Source organism: Microvirga sp. KLBC 81, assembly GCF_003075415.1.
Classification (GTDB): Bacteria; Pseudomonadota; Alphaproteobacteria; order Rhizobiales; family Beijerinckiaceae; genus Microvirga.
This window is the reverse complement of the sequence record NZ_QDAH01000033.1, coordinates 28,008-49,811: the sequence shown is the minus strand read 5'-3', so window position 1 is coordinate 49,811 and position 21,804 is coordinate 28,008. Positions and strand designations below refer to the sequence as shown.

At 59.2% G+C, this 21,804-nt stretch carries 9 protein-coding genes; all 9 read right to left on the bottom strand.

Translation table 11 applies throughout. From position 1 onward, the window contains the following. Positions 1-437: 437 nt before the first annotated feature. Entirely contained in the window at positions 438-3,614 is a 3,177-nt protein-coding gene (locus DC522_RS19070) for an RNA-directed DNA polymerase (protein WP_116530266.1), read from the bottom strand. 450 nt (positions 3,615-4,064) lie between these two features. After that, on the bottom strand, positions 4,065-6,014 hold the full coding sequence (locus DC522_RS19065) for a DNA phosphorothioation-associated putative methyltransferase (protein WP_165820212.1): 1,950 nt from the start codon (positions 6,012-6,014) through the stop codon (positions 4,065-4,067). 128 nt (positions 6,015-6,142) lie between these two features. After that, complete coding sequence (locus DC522_RS19060; RefSeq protein ID WP_116530244.1) at positions 6,143-11,500, bottom strand: FtsK/SpoIIIE domain-containing protein; 5,358 nt, start codon at positions 11,498-11,500, stop codon at positions 6,143-6,145. A gap of 25 nt (positions 11,501-11,525) precedes the next feature. Further along, the gene (locus DC522_RS19055) at positions 11,526-13,127 is read right to left on the bottom strand and encodes a hypothetical protein (RefSeq protein WP_116530243.1); all 1,602 of its coding nucleotides are present in this window, start codon (positions 13,125-13,127) and stop codon (positions 11,526-11,528) included. After that, entirely contained in the window at positions 13,124-14,995 is a 1,872-nt protein-coding gene (locus tag DC522_RS19050; RefSeq protein WP_116530242.1) for a hypothetical protein, read from the bottom strand. Before DC522_RS19050 ends, DC522_RS19055 begins: the two co-directional genes overlap by 4 nt. Before the next feature lie 8 nt (positions 14,996-15,003). Continuing rightward, positions 15,004-15,816, bottom strand: a complete 813-nt coding sequence (locus DC522_RS19045; RefSeq protein ID WP_116530241.1) for a phosphoadenosine phosphosulfate reductase family protein — start codon at positions 15,814-15,816, stop codon at positions 15,004-15,006. Then, entirely contained in the window at positions 15,813-18,971 is a 3,159-nt protein-coding gene (locus tag DC522_RS19040) for a hypothetical protein (protein ID WP_116530265.1), read from the bottom strand. Before DC522_RS19040 ends, DC522_RS19045 begins: the two co-directional genes overlap by 4 nt. Positions 18,972-18,976: 5 nt before the next feature. After that, positions 18,977-19,879, bottom strand: a complete 903-nt coding sequence (locus DC522_RS19035; RefSeq protein WP_116530240.1) for a DUF4007 family protein — start codon at positions 19,877-19,879, stop codon at positions 18,977-18,979. Further along, entirely contained in the window at positions 19,876-20,988 is a 1,113-nt protein-coding gene (locus tag DC522_RS19030) for a cysteine desulfurase family protein (RefSeq protein WP_116530239.1), read from the bottom strand. Before DC522_RS19030 ends, DC522_RS19035 begins: the two co-directional genes overlap by 4 nt. Positions 20,989-21,804: the final 816 nt, after the last annotated feature.

Below are 21,804 nucleotides of genomic sequence, written 5' to 3'. Positions count from 1 at the left end.
CGGCGCTGGTTGCAGCGCCACCCAGATGAATCTGAGCCCGGCGGCCCACAGTGCCGCGCCCAGCCTATAATCTTCCCCGCAGCTTCGGGTTGGCCGCTGCGATGCAGCTCATGGGACACCCACCACAGCCGATGACTGTGGCCAAGTCGGTAGCGTGCAGGCGGTCTAGGCCGCTCGAGCATGCACCCGGCCCTGCGGATCAGAGCGCTACGGGTGAGAAGCCCGCCCCTATGGTGCAGGAACATGGTATTCAGCTGGAGCCGGTCTAACTGGCTGACGCCATGCGCAAGTTTGGTGTGTCGCCACGATGCTACGCAGCCGCGCAAACTTTAGATTAGGCTTCGCGTTATTCAAACGTTCGCTGATCTTCACATCATCACTCTAGCCACCATCGTGGCTCGATAGGAGTTAAACGATATCGCAGACTATAGCAGCCTCTATCGTGGCATCGCTCTCCTATAGGGTGCAAGCGCGAACCCCTCTGGTACCGGCTTGAATGAATCTTCCTTACTAGGCCACCGCTTAGCGCGATTTTGAAATGCGCGGAGGCGTCCAACGTCCAGTTCAACAACTACGATGTGATCATTATCTCCACCGCGCAGGCGGCATATGTCACGCAGGTGCTGCTGCTTGGCCGGAGCACGAACGCGACTGTCTCCGAAACGTCGGTTATTAACCAACGCAATGCTTGCATGTACGTCTAAACTCGCAGCCTCTACTAGCGCCGAGAATGTTTCTAAATCCTGGTTCCAAGATAGCACCATCATGCAATCGACGCCTCCCTGAAAACCTAACCGGTGCTTCACGTTTTGAAGTTCAGAACATACTAGGACACCGAAGCAGAACCCTTTGTGTATATATACTGGCTTGACCTCGTCAGTCTTGCCGCTCTGCCATACCAGTCCAAAGTGCTTTAGAAGATTCTCCTCCTCGCCTGGTGCAGGCAATGACTTTCTCTGGCGGATTTCTACTGAGGCAGAGAATCCGAGGCGATCGTCGGCAAGCACTAACGCCGCGGCGCTATGCACCTCATTGTGGTTGTGTAGATGATAATCCAAGCCAGCGATCAGGCTAATACCCGCATCTCGCAGTAGTCCAGAAACCGTGCCGATCCAACGCTCGGGTAACGCAAGCTCAGGAAGAAGGAGGTGGGTCGGCCTAGGTTGGGCGGCAATCGCCTGATTTATCAATCCTCTGATGCGCTCGTAACGACCCCGTGACAAATCTGGTTTTCCAGAGGCTCCTGCTGACCAACTGTCGTCGGTGGTCAGCAGACTACTAATTCCGAGGAGAATTTTTTGATTTGATGCACCCCCACCAAGTCTTGCGATCTGCCTTTCCTTAGGCGGCTCGGGGTCTCCACTACTGTCGTTATCAGGCCTAATGTCAGCCGCTGAACTTTCGTGGACCCAAACTCCGCGAACGGCGCGCGTATAGCGCGCCCATGCTTGAACTGGCTTGCTTCCCTCGCCGAAGACACAATCGAACGGCAAGAACAGTGAAATTTCTTGAGTCGAATAAGGACGTGTCGGAAACAAGAACGGTATCAATGAAGGTTTTTGATTGCTGCTCATGTTTTCCGCGCACCTTGGGTGAACCCTGTCGGCACTTGAACCGCTACCATTTGTAGAGCGCTCAAGAAATGTACGGAGATCGTGCTCCCGCGGATATAATTCAATAATCTCCTGCTCCCGCGGCAACTCCAATCGTTGGTGAGATGCATAGCGGCGGAGGTGATCTTTATATGCCGTCTTCGCCCAATCAGCCTCACGCAGAATGAGCGCTAGCCTGTAGATCTCGGCAACGTCTGAGCCAAGATCAACCGAACGACAGACGCTCAAAGCCATCTGCGTCAGCGGGCGAGGCTTCCCAGTTCTCGCATCCCAGCCAAGCGAGCGGATGATAGCATCCTTTGCCAACCTAAGGATCGCACCTTCGAGTTCCACCCATAGATTCTGGTCAGCTCCCGCTACAGATATTCCATTCAGCTTGACTGATTTCTTTACCTTAGGATCTGCCAAGGCGCGCAGAGCACCTAACGCTCCATGGATCAGTCGGCTCGCATCAGCCCAATCTTTAAGTGCGACGGCAAGCGAAAGAAGCCTCGGCAGATAGTCGATATGATCAAGAATCTTGTCAGGTCGCAGGATATGGTTGTGCGCGAATTGGTAGAATTGAGTCCGCTCCTTCTTCCAGTCATCTTGGCGGAGGTCACGTGCCAACATTTCAACTGCTCTGAGCTGGACTGCCCACCCAAGACGCCGCACAGCTAATCCGTCTGCTCGCCGCAAAGTGTCCGCCTCTTCTGACGGGTCTGCAGCGGCGGTGAGAACCTTTGCAGATGCCATCGATCCAAGATGGTCAGGCGAGGGCATCAGCCGCCGCTCACTAGACACCTGCCTAATCTGAGATTCGATGTTATCGAGAAGATCAAGGCCACCTTGCCCTTGCAAGAAGAATGCCTTCTGCTTCGTCTGCTGGAGAGAAAGAACCGTTCTTCCTACGTAGTCCCCGAACCTCTTAAGGTATACGTTCCCGTCTTGATCCGCCTCTTGAGGGAAGTACTTGGTACGTGACGAGATAAACTCAAGCAGCTTCCGCGTGTCTGTCAAATCAGCTGGATCGCGAATTACGAGAAAAACGTCATCTACATATCGACCGTAATAGACGGGTGTTAAGCCCTTTTCGATATCCCGATCCAGCGGGATCAGCAATGCATTCGCGATAATACGGACAGCAGATAGACCAATCGGCAGCCCTCCTAAGAGTGCCGAATCTGATGCAAGCCCACTTGCTGATCGAATTTGCGTTGCAGCTAAATCAGACCATGCAGCCAGTGCCTCGCTAAGAGCCTTTGTAAACTGGTGCTCCCACCCGTTTAGCTCAATACCTGCGGCAGCAAGAAACCCATCAGTCGCGAAGAAAGCGGGGTCGATTTGATGATAGAAGCTTGTAAGATCTAGCGATACCGCGACGACTGCACGGTCCTCTTCTAACTCCCTCCGTATCGCTTGTAGCCCCTGTTTCCGCCATTGCTTGTATGGCTCAAAGTAGGGCTCGAACGAACCAACAGCGTCGAGGTGGTATTCTCCTGTAACTCCTTTAGCTGCTCTTGGTTTAGCACGATACCGGCGCAAGCGAGATCCATATGCCGAGCCTGACAAGGCAGCGTCAAACTTGTGTCCCACGAGGTTGATCCACAGAGCGGACAGGATGTGCATCGTTACCGGGAAGTCACCTACAAGTCTCAGTTCCGGCTCAAGATTGCTTGTTTCTTGTAAGCGTAAAAAGGCGCGTCCCGGATCCGAGAAGTAGCCGTGGCCGTCCAGTCCCTTACTAGCTGTCTCGTCGGTCCGCTTTGATCGCGTCGTTAGCTTCTTTGCAATCAGCCTCGGCGTACCGATATTACCCTTCAGGAGATTGGCGACATTGCCGGCCTTCAGCTGTCCAAGTAGGTCATACAAGTGCGCAGGCAAATCCGCTTCATACTCAGCAAATGCCTGTGCAATACAAAGTGAACGCTCGAAGTAGCAGTCAGCTTTTGCCTTTCGATATGCATAGAAAAGATCCTGCAACTGCAGATCTGACCAAGAGTTAATATTTCTTTTTGTCACTGAACTGCCCCAGGCCACTGCTTTTATTCTGGACCTAGAATCTTCTCTTCGCCTGGGCCTATACCCAGCGTTGAGCTCTCTAGCTAGAGATGGCCTATGTTACCGAAACACATTGCCACACGAGGTCCAAGCCCTTCTCGGAGCTACAGGCAACCGAATCCAAAAAATTGGTTAACTCATGCCTAATGACGATGCTCGTGCAGGCCCTCAGCGTGTGTACCGCGATCGTCGGGCTATGAGTTTTAGATACTCATCGCTCACGCTTGCATATATGTTGATGTGATCAGAGCTTCTGGGCCTAGAGCATTTTCGGCAAAGTGGACCCGGTTCGCCATTCAAAAATGCGGCGCACCAAAGAAGAGAGTTGACTCTACGTTGGCGGAAACAGCTCTAGCCGTTGGTGACGAGTCGCGGAGCTCGTAGAGGCTGAGCACTGATGCCGTGCGGCCCTCACGTCTTCGTGCGGCTTTTAGTAGACATTAGCATCCGCGCTAATGACGCAGCGTCTGGCCCGACACCATCAGTCGAGACAATGCTGGCCTGTATCAGTTTATCATCAATCTTTTGCTGGTCGGCCTGTGCGGGATCATCTGAAGGGAGATACCTGCCCTTGAGGTATAGGACCATTCCCTTCGGTTGCTTTCTCTTTCGGCGTAGAGCTTTTAAATCGACCTCAACGATCTCCACGACAATTGGAAGCGCCTTAGTGACATCGTCGCAGCGGAGTCCGCGCACAAGGCCTTCGTCGGGTGCGATCTCCAGAAAGTCGTACGAGCCGAGGTCAGTCTCAATCACCTCAGCGCAACCAACAACGACCCGGACTACTGCTGGCATTCGGGGAAGCACAGACGAAAGAAAGCGGAAGGACCCGTTGCAGGCCCCACCTAGGCCCTGCTCAAGTGCTCCCTTGATAGAGGCCTTAATCTTCCCCGGATCACCAACGGAAAATAGGAGCCCCCTCGCCTTCTCCATCGCTGCGGAGTGGCTACCAAAGAACGTCCGGACATCCCTTTGAATTGACCGTGGTAGCATCGCGTAACGTGGGGCGCCTGGGAGCAGCGATATGGCAAAGTGGACGAGCAGGTCTTCTCTCCTTGCTTCAGTTGCCTCCTTTAGAGTGTTAGGGTCAAAGCTCTCGATGCACAGGGTAATAGCCCGTTCGAATGAGACGCGGGCTTCTGACAACGCACCGATGACCTCCGGCGGCACCTCCGACGCGTCAGGGTGGCGGCCAAGGTCGAGGGCTATCCGCCAAATAGCCTTGAGCTGTGGAGCAATGCGATCCCTGATCGGTGGCGCCACCGTAGTTGCAGTGGAGGGGCGTTGTCGCGGTACGTCGTGAAACGCCTCCGAAAGAATAGAGGCACGCGACCGCCTTCGGTAGGCGACCTCCTGCTCCAATTCCTTGTCGCGGAACAGTGCCACAATCCCAGGTGCAAGAGAGATTGGGGTCATGTCTGTGGTCGCGGCTGCTAGCTCCCGCAGATCATCCTGCAAGAAATAGCGTTGGAACGTGCCTCGGCTAGTCAGGAAGCCATCCTTGTATGGCGTGAGTCCGGAAACTTGGTACTTGCCAGCCGGCATGACGGCGACCGTCAAGACGCGTTTCGCAAAGGACCATGCGGCCTTGAGCGTCTGGATCCGCTCGTGCGGGTTTTCGATGACATTGAGGACGAATCCCAGATTGACCACGTCAGCCTTCCGGCGCGGCCCATCAGGGGCATGATGAGGATCCCAGCCGAATGCCTCATAGCCGTTACCCTGGAGTAGGGCCACGTCATCGCCCTGCCCACAACCATAGTCGAAGATGCTGAACTCGCGGCGGATGATCCCCAGACGCATCATGAGCTGCATCGGTTGGGAGAGGTCCCGCCGCGCGATGGCAGTCCGGTGCCGCGCGACATCAACTAGGCTGTCATTAATCGCTAAGAGGACTTGGCCCATCACCCTCACGCCGGCTTCCTTGAGTCTCTCCTCCCACTTTCGCTTCGTACCGATGGAGTTTGAGTTCTTGAACAACCCGTGTGCCTCGGCATCAGCCGTGAGCGCGCTGAACTTCGGGATGCGCGGGTCGTCCGGACGCAGCAATATCTCCTTGCGGTGCAAGATGGGAGGGCTGTCGCGTCCCTCGTAGTCTCTCTTCGTGACGTAGCCAGTGACGGGATCGACTTTCGCGGATTTCAGCAGGGCCGGGAAGGCCGCCTTGTCAAAGTCCTCGTACACGAGGAGGGACACCTCGCTCGGCGACAGCTTCGCGACATTCCACGGCAGATCGGGAACGCTCTCAGCACAGCGGGCGACGAGTTGGGACAGCTTCGGGTCGATGAGGTCGAGCGCATCCCTATGGACGTAGAGAAAGCCCCCGACGCGCTTGCCTACGGATTGGGATGGGGACGCCAAATCTGACCTCGTTTCAACTCGAGGCATAAATGATAGTCGCCGGATCGGGTTTTTTCGAGACTCCTGAAGAGGGAATTGACGGGAAGGCTACCGGTTCGCTGCCAGCCGGCGGCCCTCCCGTCCTGGAGCTAGGCGTGTTCCTTCTGCCAAGGCGGAACGGGCATGCCTTTCAGCCTTTCCGGTAGGCGGTTTTCCCAAGCGTTCCCAATGGCGTCCGCCAACTTCCCGACTTCGCTCGGACCGATGAACGGCACCTGGCCGTAGATCTTGTCATCGCTATCGAGCTTCGCGATGATATGGCCCTTACCGAGGAGCTTGTAGGCGGACGCATCGCCCATCGCTATCTTCGAGCTTCCCTCGTCGCCCAGCCTGAGGACGAGCTTGTTCCCGAGATTGGTCCTGAGCTGCATGGTCATGACCTGGTTGTCGGCGCGCTGGTAGATCATGACCAAGTGGATGCCGGAGGCTCGGGACTTTGTTGCGATCTCATTGATCAGCGGCTCGGCAGCAGCCTTGAACTCCTCGTCCTGCATCCAGTTCGGGACCTCGTCGAAGAAGACCACGATCCGAGGCATGTCCAGCGGCTCGTGGGGTAGTTGGATATATTGGTCGATGTTCTGGACCCCGGCATCGCGGATCCGATCGTATCGCTCCTCCATCTCGTCGACGAGATAGCGGAGGAAGGCGACCGCCTCTTCCTTGTTCTCGATGATTCCCTCCCGGAAGTGCGGGAGCTTCTTCGTCCAGCGGTAGTCGACACCGCGCTTGGGGTCGATCAGGTGGAGGATGATACGCCTCGGGTCGTTAAAGGCGCACAGGTCTAGCATGAGGCTGCTGGCAAGGACACCCTTACCGCTGCCTGTGGTGCCCGAGATGATCGAGTGCGGCGCAGCCTTCTCCTGCCCCGCGAACGAATCCGCAAAGGGCAGATAGAACAGGGAGCCGTCATCCTCTCGCTCGGCGATGACCGGGGCGAGATTGATCGACGGGGATACCTCGTCGAGTTCGCGGCGCATCCACGCTTCCGACAGATGGAGGATGGACCGCGTCGGCCGTTTCATCGCAATGCCGATCTTCCCCGGCATTGGCACGACGCGGCTGATATCCAGCGCGTACTTGGTGAGGAGATCGGTCTGATTCCTCTCGATCCAGGAGGTCGTGACGGCCTTTCCGTCGAGATAAATCAGGCCGGAGTTCGGCGTGAGCCGTTGCCCGACGACTGGCGCGTTCATGTTCTCGGCCTGGAAAGCGGATTTGAGTTTCTGGACCTTTTCCTTGAGCCACTCCTCGCCTTCCTTAGTATCCTCTGCGCGGTGCATGGCTCTCACCGCCTCCCACACCTCGGGGAGCCATCCCTGCGGGCAAGGCTCGGCGACAGCAGCCTCCGGCTGCCGTGGCTCCTCCTCCCGTGGAGTATCCTCGGGCCTCACGTCCGGAACGGGATCCATGACGGCTGCAACCAACTCGACCTGCGGGTTCTCCTCGATCGGTTCTGGGGGTTCGCTTGCGGTGGTCGTCTCCGTCTGCTGGAGGAGCTCCGCTCCTGGCCACTCGTGGGGTACGCGCAGGACAGTATTCGCGTCCACCTTCTCGTACGCTTGGAAGGTGTGGACGATGATGTCGCGGCCGAAGACCCACTGTGCGATGCGGCGGCGCATTTTCTTTTCTCGGTCGAGATCGGCGACGATTGGCTCCGCATCCAGCGTGATTTGCATGTCATGGGCGAACACGATGGAGTGGCCGGAGATCTCGATCGGGAAGCGTCCCGACCGGATGCCCTTCAGCCAGTTGTCGTAGTCGATGTCGCCCACCCGCTCGAACGGATCCATGTGCTCAAGGAGCATGTCCGCGAGGCGGCCGCGCCAGATGCCTGCGTCCACGGCCATATCAGCGGTCACGAAGCGGTTCTTGATCGCCTCGTAGGTGGTCTCGAGCTGGCGCTGCGACTTCGCCCGCTCGCTTTGCAGGGCGGACTCCGCCACGCATTTCGCCTCCACGACCGTGATTAGCACGCGCGGGCGCTCGCCATCGTTGACGAGGCTCACCGCAAGGATGTCCGAGATCTCACCTTGGATGTCGAGCCATGCTTTGAACTCGTCGAGGAAGAACCACGCCGTTTCGTGGGGGCCCTGCCCGCCAATCAGGAGGTCGAGTTGCCGCTGCGACGCGACCACCCCGATCAGCTCCTTGGCGCTGTTCTCCCACTGGGCGGCGCGCATGACGATCCCGCCCGACAGGCTCGCGGCCCGTCGATGAATCGCGTGCACCAGGCTTTCCAGGATGCTGTTATCGGCGCTGGGAAGGATCTCCTTCAGGTCATCGCGCAGACGCTCGCCGATGTACTTCTTCGAGATCTCGGTCGACACGATTACGTTGTGGATCGCGCGCGGCGAGGAGTGGTACCGAAGGACCCTCAGGTTGTCTGACGCTGACACGAGCCTGCGGTCAGCGATGCGGTCGTAGGTGATTACCCAGCTCCCCAAAGCGTGGGAGCGTGCGAGTTTGTCGACCACGTCGCTCGCGCGGAAGTTGACCGACTGGATCGGCAGGAAGTGTTCCCCGTCATCGTAGGGCTGCCCCTCACATACGTCGTGGATGATGTCGATGTAGTTCTGCGCGACGGGCGGTTGGCTCGGCGCGGTCAAGTAGACCGCCGTCGAGACGGCACCGATGCGGTACGGCAGGCGCCTTGAGAAATCCACGGGCACGTGGGTTGCGAGGTCCGGCGCGTCTTCGACCTCCGTCTTCATCCATGAAACCTTCGCCGTGCGTGCGATCACGTCATTGAGGAGCACGATGTCGTGGGTCTTGGTTTCCCCGTCGGAGGTGATCGGCTGCGGGCTAATGATGCCCACTCGAAGGCGCGACAGGAACGTCCGCACCGTCTCGTTGGTCATTGAGGAATCGATCTCGTGGCCGATGCGGCGGTTCTGCCGCTCATAGATCTTTCGCAGCTTGCCTGGATCTTCATGCGTCACGACGAGGTCGCAGCGTAGGTCGTCGTGGTCCTCGATCTGCGCCGCGAGATGGTTTGCCATGGCGACGGGCAGGTCCTCGGATTCCGCGTCGACGATCGCGACGGAGAAGTTTGCCCGCTCGTGCGGCTTGAGCCTGAGATACTCCTCGGCGATTTTTCCGAAGGCCTGGACGGCTTCCTTGCCCGGATCGTCGGCGAGCACGGTTGGGTCGCTCGCGAACGGTGCTTGGAGCAAGGAGTAATCCGCGATGCGGCTCATCTCGACGCCCACGGAAGGCTTGTCGCCCAGAATCACGCCGACATCGGCATAGTATGTCGAACTAAGGCTCGTGATGCGGTCCCTGATGAAGTCGTCGACGGCAACGGACTTGCTCGCAGTGCCGTTCACGATGTGACGAATGATTTCCGCGCTCTGACCTGCCTTCGCGGCGATCTCCGCCAAACGGAGCGGATGCCATGGCGTCACGATAAGGCCCCTCCGCTCGGCCGACACCTCGGCCGTGCCGACGTGCAGGAGGGGCTCCCAAAGATCGTGCACGCCCATCTGGGAGCGGGCGTGCACGCGTAGCAGTCCGAGCAGCTCTCCATACCGAATGGCCTGCTCGATCAACGCATCATTGGCGATGCCATCACCCGACGGGGTTGTGAGGGCCTTAATGGCCTTGGTGTAGGCCGTGCGAAAAGCGTTGAAGGCGTTGAGAAGAGCCTCTTGGCCCGCAGCGGAGATGATCCCGCGGGCAGCATGTGCCTTGAGCCTCTCCGGCCAGATCTGGTCGATGCGGAATTCCGCCCTGTCAGGGTTCGCCATTGCGCCCGAGTTCTCGCCACGCACGTCCCGGATCGACTCGACATGGTCGAGCCTAATGCTTTGCAAGATGCCGCTGCGTCCGTGCCGCGCCTGCGCGACCTGTCCGGCGAGCAGGAAGGCTTCCCCGTTCCCGTCAGGCAGAATGCGCCTCAGATCATTGGAGAAGGCGTTCGCGATTGTCTTCCCGCCTGGCCGCCAGATCATTTGGGCCTTGCTGAGCCCTTGCAGTTCGCTGGCCTTCGGCTCCCTGCCTCCCTGCACGAGGCTCGACGGAACGAGGTAAGCTTCAAAGTGGAACTCGACGAACGACTTGCCCGTTTTGTTGACCTTTTCGCTGAGTTCCGCCTCCCAATCCCTCTTCCAGCAAAGGCCGAAGTCGATGGCGACCTCCTTGCCCATCAGCTTGTCGAGGCCGCGGAACCGATCCCGCAGGTACAGGCAGAGGTCAGTGTTTTTTTCGCTGTCCCAGAATGGCAGCCGTTCCGCTTCGCGTAGCTTGATGTAGAGAACGGGATCTTCCAAATCCCCCGAGGTGTTTGCGGCGTGGGCGAGCTGGATCAGGCCCAGCATCAGGTCCTCGCACTCGATAGGCTTGTTGAATACGAAACGTTCCCACCGTTTGTAGAGCTTGGGTTGGCTCCGCAGCCGCTCCCTGTGACGGACAAAGAAATCCTCATGCTGCGGCCCGGCCTGCGCAGTGGGGGACTTCACCTCCCGCAGGATGTCGATATCGGATTTAGTGAGAACGCTCGGATAGTGCGCGTTGAAGGTCTGCTCGGTCTCGTCACCAAGCCTGAGCTTCGTGTCCTTCTGCTTGTCGACGAAGAACGGCGCCACCTCGTTCCACGGGATCTCGGCAAGCGCGCACTGGGACTCCGTCCATGAGCCGCTCTTGATCTCACGGTCATTGACGAGCGCCCTCAGGGCGTTGACGGCCCTTGAGGTCAGTGTCGTCATGTCATTGATCCGTTGGGTGAGGTCGCGCACGGATTGGAAGTCACCATGCTTCGACTTCAGGAAGAAGTGCGAGCGCGTGGCCTCCATGGCCCGGCGGAAATGGCTTTCGGCGGATTGGGCGAATGTCTTTGGATCGCCCTTTAGGTCGAGCATCTGCCGCGGGAGCCGCAAGGCGGGAAGCGCATGGTTCACCGCCTCGAGCAGCCTGAGCCCCTGGGATCCCGACATTGCATCGGCGACCCCGCTGACGAACTCCCCTAGCATGGTTTCCGAGACCACGATGTCGGAGGCGAGAAGTCCGCTGATAATCGTCCCGAAATTGATCACTGTGTCGGGATCGGCAGCGTAGAGCGCCTTCTCGGCCCAGCGGCGTGACTGGCTCGGATCGAGGAGCCATGTCGTGTTGATGCGCTCAACGTCCTCGAAACTCTGGAGGGCGACCTCCACCTCGTCGACCGGAACTGAGAAGATAACGGCGCGCGTTCCTAAGGCCTTCGAGTTCCTGAAGTGCATCGCGACATCGTCCGTGCCGAGCGCGCCGGGAACCTCGGGGGTTGCTAGGGAGCGGTGGATGGCCACCTGGATGGCGGGATCCTTCAGCTTCGAGATCGACAGCGCGATCGCCGAGGTGACCTCCTTGGAGAGGCCGATGATGGCATAGGTGACGCGACCGTCGGGTTCGCCGTCGACGATGGCCTTGATCCGGTCGGCGGCAAGGTCGCCAATGATTTCCAGTGCGTTCATCGCTCAGTTCCAGTGGGATATCGGCTTATGAGTAATACGGATTGACGACGAAGGCGCAGGCGTCGGACTTGCGATCGATGCAGCCCAGAATGCCGAGGCGTTCTTCCAACCGTGCCAGGTTCGCGTTGAACGGCTCGAGAGAGACACCGTCGTCCCCGAAACTGTCGCGGGCCTGCTTCGCGCCGATCACGATGTTGTAGCGCTGGTGGAGCTTGCGCAGGAACTGTCCGATCTCCATTGGGGTCGTCACGTTGGCGAGGACGAGAGCCTCGATGAAGCTGTCGCTCGGATAGTACCAGGTGCCCGCCTTCTGCCGTGCCGCCACGAGACCGATTTTTCGCCCATGGTTGGCGATCATTGACCAAATCGTGTGGCTAGACTTCTGGTAGGCATGGAATACCCCGCCGAGGTGCTCCTGCGGCTCAGAAATGTTCGCTTCCAGAGGCGGCGACTTGCCTCGCGGCCAAAGGAATCGGCTGTCCACCAAATTATAGGCATCGATCTTGCGACTGATCCGGTCCAGGACCGCGATCCACTCCTCAGAGGAGGTGTAATCGTCCAGATAGGCTTCGGCCGCTCTCAGGGGCAGCTTGCGGTGGTTGTCGTAAAGGTCAGCGGACAGCTTCTGGATCGGGTTCCGCCGCGCCGACCCGGAGATGTCAAGGACGAGCGGCGGGAACGGAGTGCCGTTCAACTCCATCTCGCAGCGCCGGAGAACGTAGATGATTTGGTGAAGGCCTGAGAGCCGCATCAGCGGGTCGAGGAGCATCTCGACGGGCATGCCCGAGATTGACAGAAGCGAGCACCAGTCCTCCGCGAGGCTATCGTACACATTCATCCATGGCATCGGGAGGTACCCGGTGGTCATGCGAGCGGTCTCGATCTTCTTACCAGGCTCGTGAGCGATCTTGCCCGCGAGGCGGTTCCAAGGATTATCGGGGATCAGAAGCCTATCCCTCACGATTTCGGTGAGGCGCGTCCTTAGTTGAACGGACGCACGGCCCATCATCAGCCACAGGATTTCGCCCGTGCGGCGGAAGATCAGGCGGTCGTTCCTGTCGTTCTCGTCGATGTCTGCGAACAGCATGTTTGGCCCTAGCGGAAGGAGGTGCCGCGAGGTCCATCGCTGCGCGCCGAAGCTCTCGACCTCGGCAGACCTTAGGAGGTCCAAAGCGTTAGCGAATGTATCGAAATCACTGAACGCATGTTGTAGGTAGCCGAGATCAATCTTCCCGCCCGTGTCCTCGAGCGTTTTCGCTCTCAACATCCCCCACAGGCGCAAGGGATCAGAGGTTTGGACCTCCTTCAACTTCATGACCTCTCGATCCCTGAAGAGCAGGTGCCGCAGGTTCTTGTTAATTGGCGCGACGTACTCGTCACGTTCGTGCACGAGGTTGCCGTGGATGTCCTTAGTCGGTCCCGGGAACAGGGGCTTCCCGTCTTGATGGAGTGAGTGGAGGATCTGCATGCACTCGATGAGCGCGAACCAAGGAGCTTGGTTGTCGTAGAGAACGAGGCCCCAGATGCCGTATTCGAGCCAATTCTTAATGGTGCTGACGTTAAGCCCCTCCGGGAGGGGCAGTGCCTGCTTCGGGAGCAGCACTTGCGTTTTGATCTCGACGGTCACTGCGCTACCTCGATGTTCCGACTTTGGATAGTGCCTTGTTCATTGATCGAGAGGATGCCGATCTGGCTGTCATTCGCGCCGTTGAGCTTCGAAAGCTCCTTCGAGAGCATGACAGCGAACCGCCGGACCTCCTGGTGGCACTGGCGCGAGAAACTCGATGGCAGGCTTCCGGCCGCAACGCGCATGAGGTACTCGAAGATGATGAGCCTCAGGTCGAGTTGCGGTGGCTTCATCGGCAGCGAGATCGCGAACTGGGTGGACAGACCGATCGTTAGGTAGGGTCTCCGCTTCGCCCCGGAATGCTCCACCTTCATGCGGAAGAAGCCGCCTCCAGGCAGCCTTGAGATCGGCGCCTGCAATGCAATCCGCCCAGTTGGGTCATCGGTCTTCCCGATAGATCCGGCGAGCCACAATTGGTCGCCATCCTCGGTCATCATGCCCGTGAGCGTGCGATTGAGGCCCTTAATGAGCGCCTTCATAACATTGTCGATCAGGGCCTTGTTGTTGCCGTGCTCCATGGCATCCCGGAAGGCGAGATACAGCCCGGCATGCTGGAAGATCGTGAGCGCCCATGGGTCGAGCGGACCCGGCTTCACACCAGAGATTGAGTCCTGCGGCATCCTAAAGAACAGCCTGCGGCGCTGCGTCTCCATGGCCTCGCTGAAGGACTTTCGGTCGAGGGCGTCGTGAGATCCCCGCATGTAGCGATTGCGCTGCTCCGAAAAGATCTCGTCCCCGTAGAAGCGATCCTCCTTCCCGAGCCTCTCGATGACCGACTTCGGCTCCCCGTTGAGGAGTAGGTTGTCGATCGCGTTGTTCGTCTCGTGTCCGAGGCCGAACGTCTCCATGATCGAGAAAATGGCGTTGTTGCGCCGTCTCTCCTCGCGGAGGTTCAATCCCAAGGCGTTGTTGTACGGATTCGTGCGGCGATAAGCTTTGTCCCGGGCGACCTGGCGGGCCTCCTTGCAGTCGAGGAGTGGGTGATCCGGGTTGTGACGTGAACCAAGGATGATGTTCGACACAAAGGCGAACAGTTGCCGGATCGGCACGTGCTTGTCGTTGGCGGAGGCGAGATCGATGGCCTCTTTGAGGCGCTGCCGGAAGCGCTCGGATTCCTTCACGTTCGGGTCGCCCTTGAGCAGGGCGCGGTTGAGAAGGATCGGACAGGGATTATATTGGCTCGTGGCGAGCGGGCATCGGGAACAGCCGGCCTCCCAATGCTCGTGACCGAGCATAGCATCGATCACCTCGTCGATCATTTCCACGCGAGTTTCGCGGCTGAGGTTTATGAGCTCTAGTTTTAGCCGTCCTCCTTTGTCCTGCCTATCCTCCTGTCGCATCATGGTGGCCAAGATATCATGGACTGCCTCGTGCCGTGGGGCATCAGCCCCGCCATCCTCGAAGGCCTCCCGCCACAGCATCAGGAGCTGGCCGTCGTTGGCCGCGACCAAGTAGGAGACGTTGGGTTCCTCACCCAGCAGGCATCTCGTGATGTCGTTAATTTCCGCCTTCTTGCGGTCCTTGGGAACCTCGGTGAGGTCTCGGATGATCCGCAACTCGCGCCCGTTAGGCAGTTTGATGCTCTTGATGACGTCGCCCGGCCATTGGTCCTGTGGGCCGCCGAGTTCGTCGAGGAAGACCTTCCGGATGTGGTAGGTTTTACCGTCGCCCGCGGTTCCCGTGAGGATCACGGAAGGCGCCGCATCCTGTTTCAGGATGTCAGCGATGATCTTGACGTTGGGTGCGGGGATCTCGAATTCCTTAACCTTGTGTTTTCTCACCTCATCCCGAACGTGTTCGTCGAACAACGACGAGGAGGCGGCACTCGGACCGTAGGTCCTTAATAGTCCAATGAGCGGATTATCCATTGTCTTCCCTAGAGGTGACAGATTGCGCAGCCCTCCTCGTCGGACTTGGCCTTGATCGCCCGACGGGGCATTTTCTCGACATCGTTCAGAGAGCGCCCGTCGACCCACGTGTACTTGCGGCCGTTCTTGCCCTGCTCGTAGGACTTTGCCTTCTCGAATAGGTCGGGGTGACGCTCCTTGAGGCCCTGCCATTCGCCGATCTGTTGGTAGAAGCAGAAGTAGCAGCCCGAGCGCGAACGCCATTCATAGTACTTGGGAAGTCCAAGGCCCGTATCGTCGAGCAGGCGCTGCACGTCCTCAATGGTGATCCCGTCGTCCTTGAACGGGTAGACGGGCGTGATGTTCGGCTCCTCCGAGAGGAGGACGGACTTGCCCTTGCCGAGATAGCCCGAGCGGTTCTCGTCGGCGCGGATCGCGATGTACGAATACGCTTTGTCGCTGCCGACGTACTTCTCGAACGGATGGATCTTGAGCATCCGAGTGCACCAACGAGAGCGCGGGCTCGGGAGGAAGCCCGAGTAGTGTTCGTAGAGGATCACGTCGAACGGGGAGCGTCCGTGCTTCTCGGAAACGCCGAGCATCTCGAGCGCGGTGATCCTCGTCACCTTCTTGCCGAGAACATGCTCAAGCCGCTCGAAGTACTCGTAGGTCTCGGGTAGCTCCGCTCCCGTATCGGAGAAGACGTACTCAAACGGGAGGTTGGGATAAGTCTGCGACAGGTAGATCGCCAGCGCGGTGCTGTCCTTGCCACCTGAGAGCGGGACGATGTGTCGGGCCTCCTTGTCAAGGGCAGCCTCTTCCATCCTTTTTGCGATGCTCATTGCCCGTTCCCTCCTTGTGCGCCCATGATCCGGTCCAACTGTGCCTGAAGTTGCCGGATGCGGGCCTTGATGATCGGTGCCACCGCCTCCGATGGCTCCTTTGCATCGAGTGCCGCCGCCTCCACCCGATCCCGGAAGGCCCTCAATTCCTTACGGAGCAGTTCCTTCGTGTCGTCCTGCCACTTCTCGATGCCTCGTTGGAGAAGCATAGAGCTGATGGTCCGGGCGAGCATTTCGGTCGTCAGTCGCCTCTCGACCATAGCCTTGGCATCACGAACGACGGTCCATTCGACTTGGCGCAACATATTTCGCAACTGTGATGCGTCGACGTCAAGACAAGATACCCATTCGCAAACGCTTTCGATGCTACTCGGTGCCCCGTCGAGCCGGAGGACGTCCATGATGACCTCGACGGCATCTCGCAGATAGCCGTCGACCAAGCGGTCGATCTGGTTCCGCGCCTCGAAGAGCCGCTTAACAGTGGTTTCGTACCGCTCGTTGCCCTCCAGAGCTTGCCCTAAGCTGTCCGGCAGAGACTGGAGCAGGAAGTCGGGTGGGCTTTTGACCTCGTTGAGCTCGCGCAGAAGCATGCGAGCTTCGGGCGGGAGGCGCTTCGAGCGGACCGCGCTGTCGGCAACGCCTGCGCGCCAGGAGCGGATCGCATCCCAGGCCATGCGGACCAGTTCATCATGAGGACCAGGATGCTCGCCCGAGAAGGTGTGGGCGACCTCCCTCAGGTACGTCTCAATGTCCTTATCAAACTGATGGACCTGGATCTTATGGCGGGAGGGCTCCAGGAACATGCGGGTCGAGTCGAATCCGAGCACGTCCTGAACATAAACGTCGTCCGTCCAGATCGAAACGGTACGTCCGAAGGCGCGGTAGCCCGCCATCACGATGATCGGAATGACGCCTGCCGGAAGACCGATCGGCGGTCCGGAGAGCGCTTTGATGATCGAGATCAGCTCCTTGTCGCCGGGCTCCGTGAAGAACTCCTTGACCTCCCCCCAAGCCTCTCTTAGGCCCTCATCCTTGAGTCTTTCAGGCTCGGTGAACCGCCCTTCCCCGCTCTCTTCGTAGTGAAGGCCGGTATGCTGGAGCACCGTACGGTAGATGGACGACTCCGCCGAGGTGTCACCTTCGTAGGCGAGCATCGGCTTGGTGGAGTGCTCCATCAGGCGCGTGATCATGCGGACGCGCGCAGTCTGCATCTGGCGCGACAGGTTCGCCCGCATCACCTGGTCGTTGATGATGTACGGCGTCTTGCTGAACCACGTGCTCATTCGGTCCGAGACCTTGACCCCGGCCGGAAGATGGGCACTGAGCTTGAGATCCACTCCGTCTGCATACCAAGTGGCAGAGGTGGGACGGTCCGTCGTCAGTCGGTGAAGGATGACTGTCAGGTGCCGTCGGGCAACCGCAAGCAATTCGTCCAGCTCTTGCGCGACCAGCGGATCTTCCGCGAGTAGCGTCTCGTCACGACGCAGCACCGCAAGGGCCTCCACCTCAATGGAAGCTTCTAACACCTGGATACCGCCGTTTGGCACGACGATGACGGTTCTCTTGAGTTTGTTCTGCTTCGCGAATGCCTTCGCAGCGCGCGCATCCTCCTTTGAGTTGCAGAGCACGTAGACGATGCGCCCCCAGATGCCGACCTCCGGATATTCCGGGATATCCTTGAGGGTTTCACGGGTGGCGTAGATGCCCGTCAGGTAGCGGCTCGTTCCCGTCTCGGCATTGTGCCGAGTCGGACGCACGAATGGCGCCGGATGGTGCTGATTGAGGAAGGCGAGCAGGTTGAAGTTCGCTGCCCGGCGCTCCCGCTCCTCCAGGAGGCGCGAGGCGATATCCACATCGGCCCCATGCCAGATGGACACATCGTCGTTGAGCTTCCGGTAAAGGAGGAGCTTGCGCTTAATGAGTGCATCGAGGGCCTTGGCTACGCGGTCCGTGGCATACCCCTTGGAGGTGACCGCAAGCTCAAGGACCGCTATTGGGAGGTGGCGACGTTCGCCGGAGGCCCCGAGCTGGAGCAGGAAGGCTGCGGCGATGCTCTCGCGCTCAACCTCGTCCTCCGCCTTGCTCAGCGCGCTCTCCGCCTCGACCCAGCGCCGATGCATGCCGCCGATGCCCACGTCCGATCGCATCGCCTCAGAGAAGGCGGCATAGACCTCAAGCATGCCCACGCGGGAGTCGAGGTCCACCTCCTCGATGAAGGAGAACAAGCTGCGTTCGTTCTGCGCGACGCGGGCTGCGAGCCGGGGAAGCACCTGGAGCGCGCCTGCAGACAGGGGATGCACCTTCGCGAGGAGATCGGCGACCTGGTCCGCGTCAGCCATGCCGTCGAACCAGCGCGCATCGACCGCCTTCTGGGCGATGGGGATCAGCTTCTTTCGGTCGACCCTCAGGCCGCTGCGGCGGCCGTTGATGATCGATGCGACGAAACCGTAGAGTTCGCGGCTATCCTCGATGAAGCGGACGGGAGTGAAGCGCCCCTCGATCTTGCGCCATTCATTGCGCGTGCCTTGGTTCACGCTCCCGGCATAGGCGAGCAGGTTTTGGTGGAGCAGGAGGGTCAGGCTGACCGTGGGGCCATCCTTCTTGCGGCCCGACCGCGATGTCCACTCGGCCAGTCGTTGGATTGCGTCGAGTTCACGGGTCCGCCCCTCGGTGACGAGGCCTTCAAGATGGCGTCCGAACTCGTCCCAAATAATGGCGACGCGGTCGTAATCCATCATTCGCGACATCGTCGAGAGAACCTGCTCGAGATCCTCCACGGGGTGTGGTCCAAGAGCTGCGGCTAGGGCCTTGGGGAAATCCCTCACGTATCCCGAAAGGGCAATGACCTTCCCCTTGGAGCCGAGGTCGATCCGCTCCTTGATCTCTTTGCCGAGATCCGGATCGACACTGGCGATGCGATCCGCGATCGAGCGCAGGAGGGCGCAGTTCTCCGGCGCATTCTCGACCGCGAGCGCGCCGATGCCGGCGGAAAGCGACTTGCCGCTGCCGTAGGCTGCGATAACCATCGTGGTGCTGTCGAAGAGAACGGCGCGCGCCACTTTGAGCGAACGCGAGGTTGGATGGTAGTGGTCGAACCGCGACGGAACCGCGAGGTCATCCCTGATGCTGACGGAGCGGAGGAAATGATGGGTCATCGAGTTCATCCGATCCTTGCGAAATGCAGTCGAAGCCATTCGTAGGGCTCAAATCTCGGGATGCTGATCGTGCGGGTGGCGCCCTGGAGAGTGACGTTCACGCCCTGTTGGTGGTAGCGGTTGGCCGCACGTGCTGCCATCTCGTCGATCATATCGCCATCCATGCCGAGGAGCCGACCGGGGGAGTTCCGACGGCGTAGGAGGTCGATTAAGGGGATATCGCTGCTGTCCATTTCCCTCGCCATGAGGGACACGGTTGCGAGGAATGCCTCTAGTGGGATGCGGTCGAGGGGGCGTGTCCGCTCGAAGCGGTTCGTGTCGGAATGTCTTACGAGCAACGAGAGGCTCCGCAGCGGGCACGCGCTCGTGTCCTCGGGATCGGGGCGCTCGTTAGCGGATGGCTTCGCGTAGGACATCAGAAGGCAGGCGACTTCGCGTTGGATCACGGCCAGCGTCGTCCGATTCTTCGCCTTGTCGAGGACGTGCTTGGCGAAGGCGTCGACGCATGCCGTGCGATCGAAGGTCCGCTCCTGGTATTCGTTGAAGAACCAGTTCCACACGCTGCCGTCCCTGCGCGCGAGCATGATGTGGACGATCCACCACGAGATCGGGTATTCGAAGTAGTGATCGTGCTTCTTGAGGGTCTCCGCCAGCGCGGAGGGCTGATTCTCCTTGCGCCTCTTTCCCTCGGATGCCTTGAGCAGCCCAGTGGCATCGAGCCAGTACTGGAGGGACTTCACCATGCGACTGCCGAGACCGAGCGCGTCAGCGGTCTCGAGGTCGGCCTTGAAGCCGTTCTCGTGGTCGAACCGAGCGAGACCCTTGGTAAGCCAACCTTCTCTAATGGCGAATGTCTCGTGCCTGCCGAATTCAAACGGTAGGCGTGCATCCTTGGCGGCTGCCCTCATCTCAACTCCCTTGCAGTTTGCGCGACGATGTCGGCTGCGCGCAGCGCCTCGTCGACCGAGTTCATGACCGAGAATGAGAAGCGAACACTCGAATAAGCTTCATCCTCGGAAAGCCCCATTGCCGAGAGCACGTGCGACGGCTCCGGCCGGCCGCTCGAGCAGGCGGCTCCGACGGAGCAGGCAACGTCGCGCTGGTCGAGCCGCGCGACCATCGCCATCGCCTCAATGCCTGGGAACAGGATATTGCTGGTGTTCGGCACGCGCGGGCTGCCCCCACCGTTCACCTTAGAGCCGGGAACGACCTCAAGGACCGCCCTCTCGAAGACGTCCCGCAGCGTTTTGAGTGCGCGCGAGGCGCTCTCAAAGGCCTCCTCCCGTTCGCGTATCGCGACACCCAGCCCAACCGCTCCAGGGACGTTCTGGGTGCCCGAGCGCCGACCGCCCTCCTGCCCGCCCCCGAGGATCAGGGCCTTTAGGCGGGTTTCGTCGGGGTCCCCGAGCACCAGGGCGCCTGTGCCCTGCGGACCATGGATCTTGTGGCCAGAGAAAGTGAGTGCGTCGATTCCATCGATGCGGATCGGGATGCGCCCGATGGCTTGGGCAGCGTCGACATGGATGAAAGTATCGGGACGCCGTGCGCGCACGGCGCCAATGATGTCACTTATGGGCTGGATCACACCCGTCTCGCTATTGGCCCATTGGATGCTGACGATCACCTCGCCGGACGGGGGCAGCACGTCGGCAACGGCCTGTGGATCGACGGTGCCGTCCCTGCCCACCCGCACCGAGCAGTGCTCCTTCGCAGCCTCGGCAGGGCGGAGGACAGACGGATGCTCAACGTTGGTGGTGACAATAGTGACGTTTGGGATACCGCGGAGGACGGCATTGTTACCCTCAGTGCCGCCAGAGGTGAAGATCACGCCCTCCGGCAATGCCCCAGGAATGAGGAGGCAAACCTCGTCGCGCGCCCTTGTGATAGCGTTGCGGGCATCAGCTCCGGCTGCGTGAATACTCGACGGATTCCCTAGCGCCCCCCGCATCGCAGCAAAAACGGCGGCTACTACACTCTCGGATGCCGCAGTCGTGGCATTCGCGTCAAGATAGATCATTCGGAATGAATTCCCCCAGTGCTTTCATAGCCCAGGGTCCCTAATTTTCCTACCTCCCACCTGACAAATGCCCTGAGAGAAAGGCTTAGAACTTTAGTAGCCCAATGAAATGCTATAAATGGCCTGTTTAGGGTGCGAAACTGAAGACGCTTCACCCACGATCAGAAGCATCCTTGTTTTGCAAAGGTAACCCGCAGTATAACTTTCCATGCGACGAGACATACCGACCCGTTATTTCTTGCAGGAAAGAAATCAGGGAACCCAAGTGTCCAGGTTAACCTGAGTACGGACCAAGAAGCAGTTAGGAGCCACCATTTGTCGACCTCTAGCGCGCCACTTGCCGCATTAAGCTAACTAATCGAACTTCTTAAAACGAACAGTTGCTGCCTGTAGCCGAGTCAGCACACCAGGAAAGCTACAAGACGCATTTGGACCGCAGGGCGCTCGGCCCGATCCTGTATCGAACAAGTTTTTGAAGATTTGTGTGCAACCGCAACGTGACAGAATGAAACCGGATAGCGTTAATAAAATAACGCCACAGGTATCATAGCTAGCTTACAGCCAACAAGGTAATTTTGCTTCCACGCCACGGCTAATGCTTAGAAGTACGCTCCGCGTGAGCCATTACTACTGCTGCCCGTTCCTCTTTAGTGCGCCGTTCTCGCGGCTTGGCAATTGCATCCGCGATAAAGGTCTTCCAAGTATTGGATCCTGGTTGCGGTACCTTCGAAAGCTTTCGGTTTGTCTTGTTTGGCTCCTCTTCCGCCCGACTTCCTGAAATTCTGAGCAGACATCGTACAACGCAACGCAGCGCTT

What these genes read in the sequence shown, in the direction of transcription:
- DC522_RS19035 (WP_116530240.1), bottom strand. Translation starts at nt 19,879, where the DNA reads ATGAGGGCAGCCGCCAAGGATGCACGCCTACCGTTTGAATTCGGCAGG.
- DC522_RS19030 (WP_116530239.1), bottom strand. Translation starts at nt 20,988, where the DNA reads ATGATCTATCTTGACGCGAATGCCACGACTGCGGCATCCGAGAGTGTA.
- DC522_RS19050 (WP_116530242.1), bottom strand. Translation starts at nt 14,995, where the DNA reads ATGGATAATCCGCTCATTGGACTATTAAGGACCTACGGTCCGAGTGCC.
- DC522_RS19060 (WP_116530244.1), bottom strand. Translation starts at nt 11,500, where the DNA reads ATGAACGCACTGGAAATCATTGGCGACCTTGCCGCCGACCGGATCAAG.
- DC522_RS19045 (WP_116530241.1), bottom strand. Translation starts at nt 15,816, where the DNA reads ATGAGCATCGCAAAAAGGATGGAAGAGGCTGCCCTTGACAAGGAGGCC.
- DC522_RS19040 (WP_116530265.1), bottom strand. Translation starts at nt 18,971, where the DNA reads ATGACCCATCATTTCCTCCGCTCCGTCAGCATCAGGGATGACCTCGCG.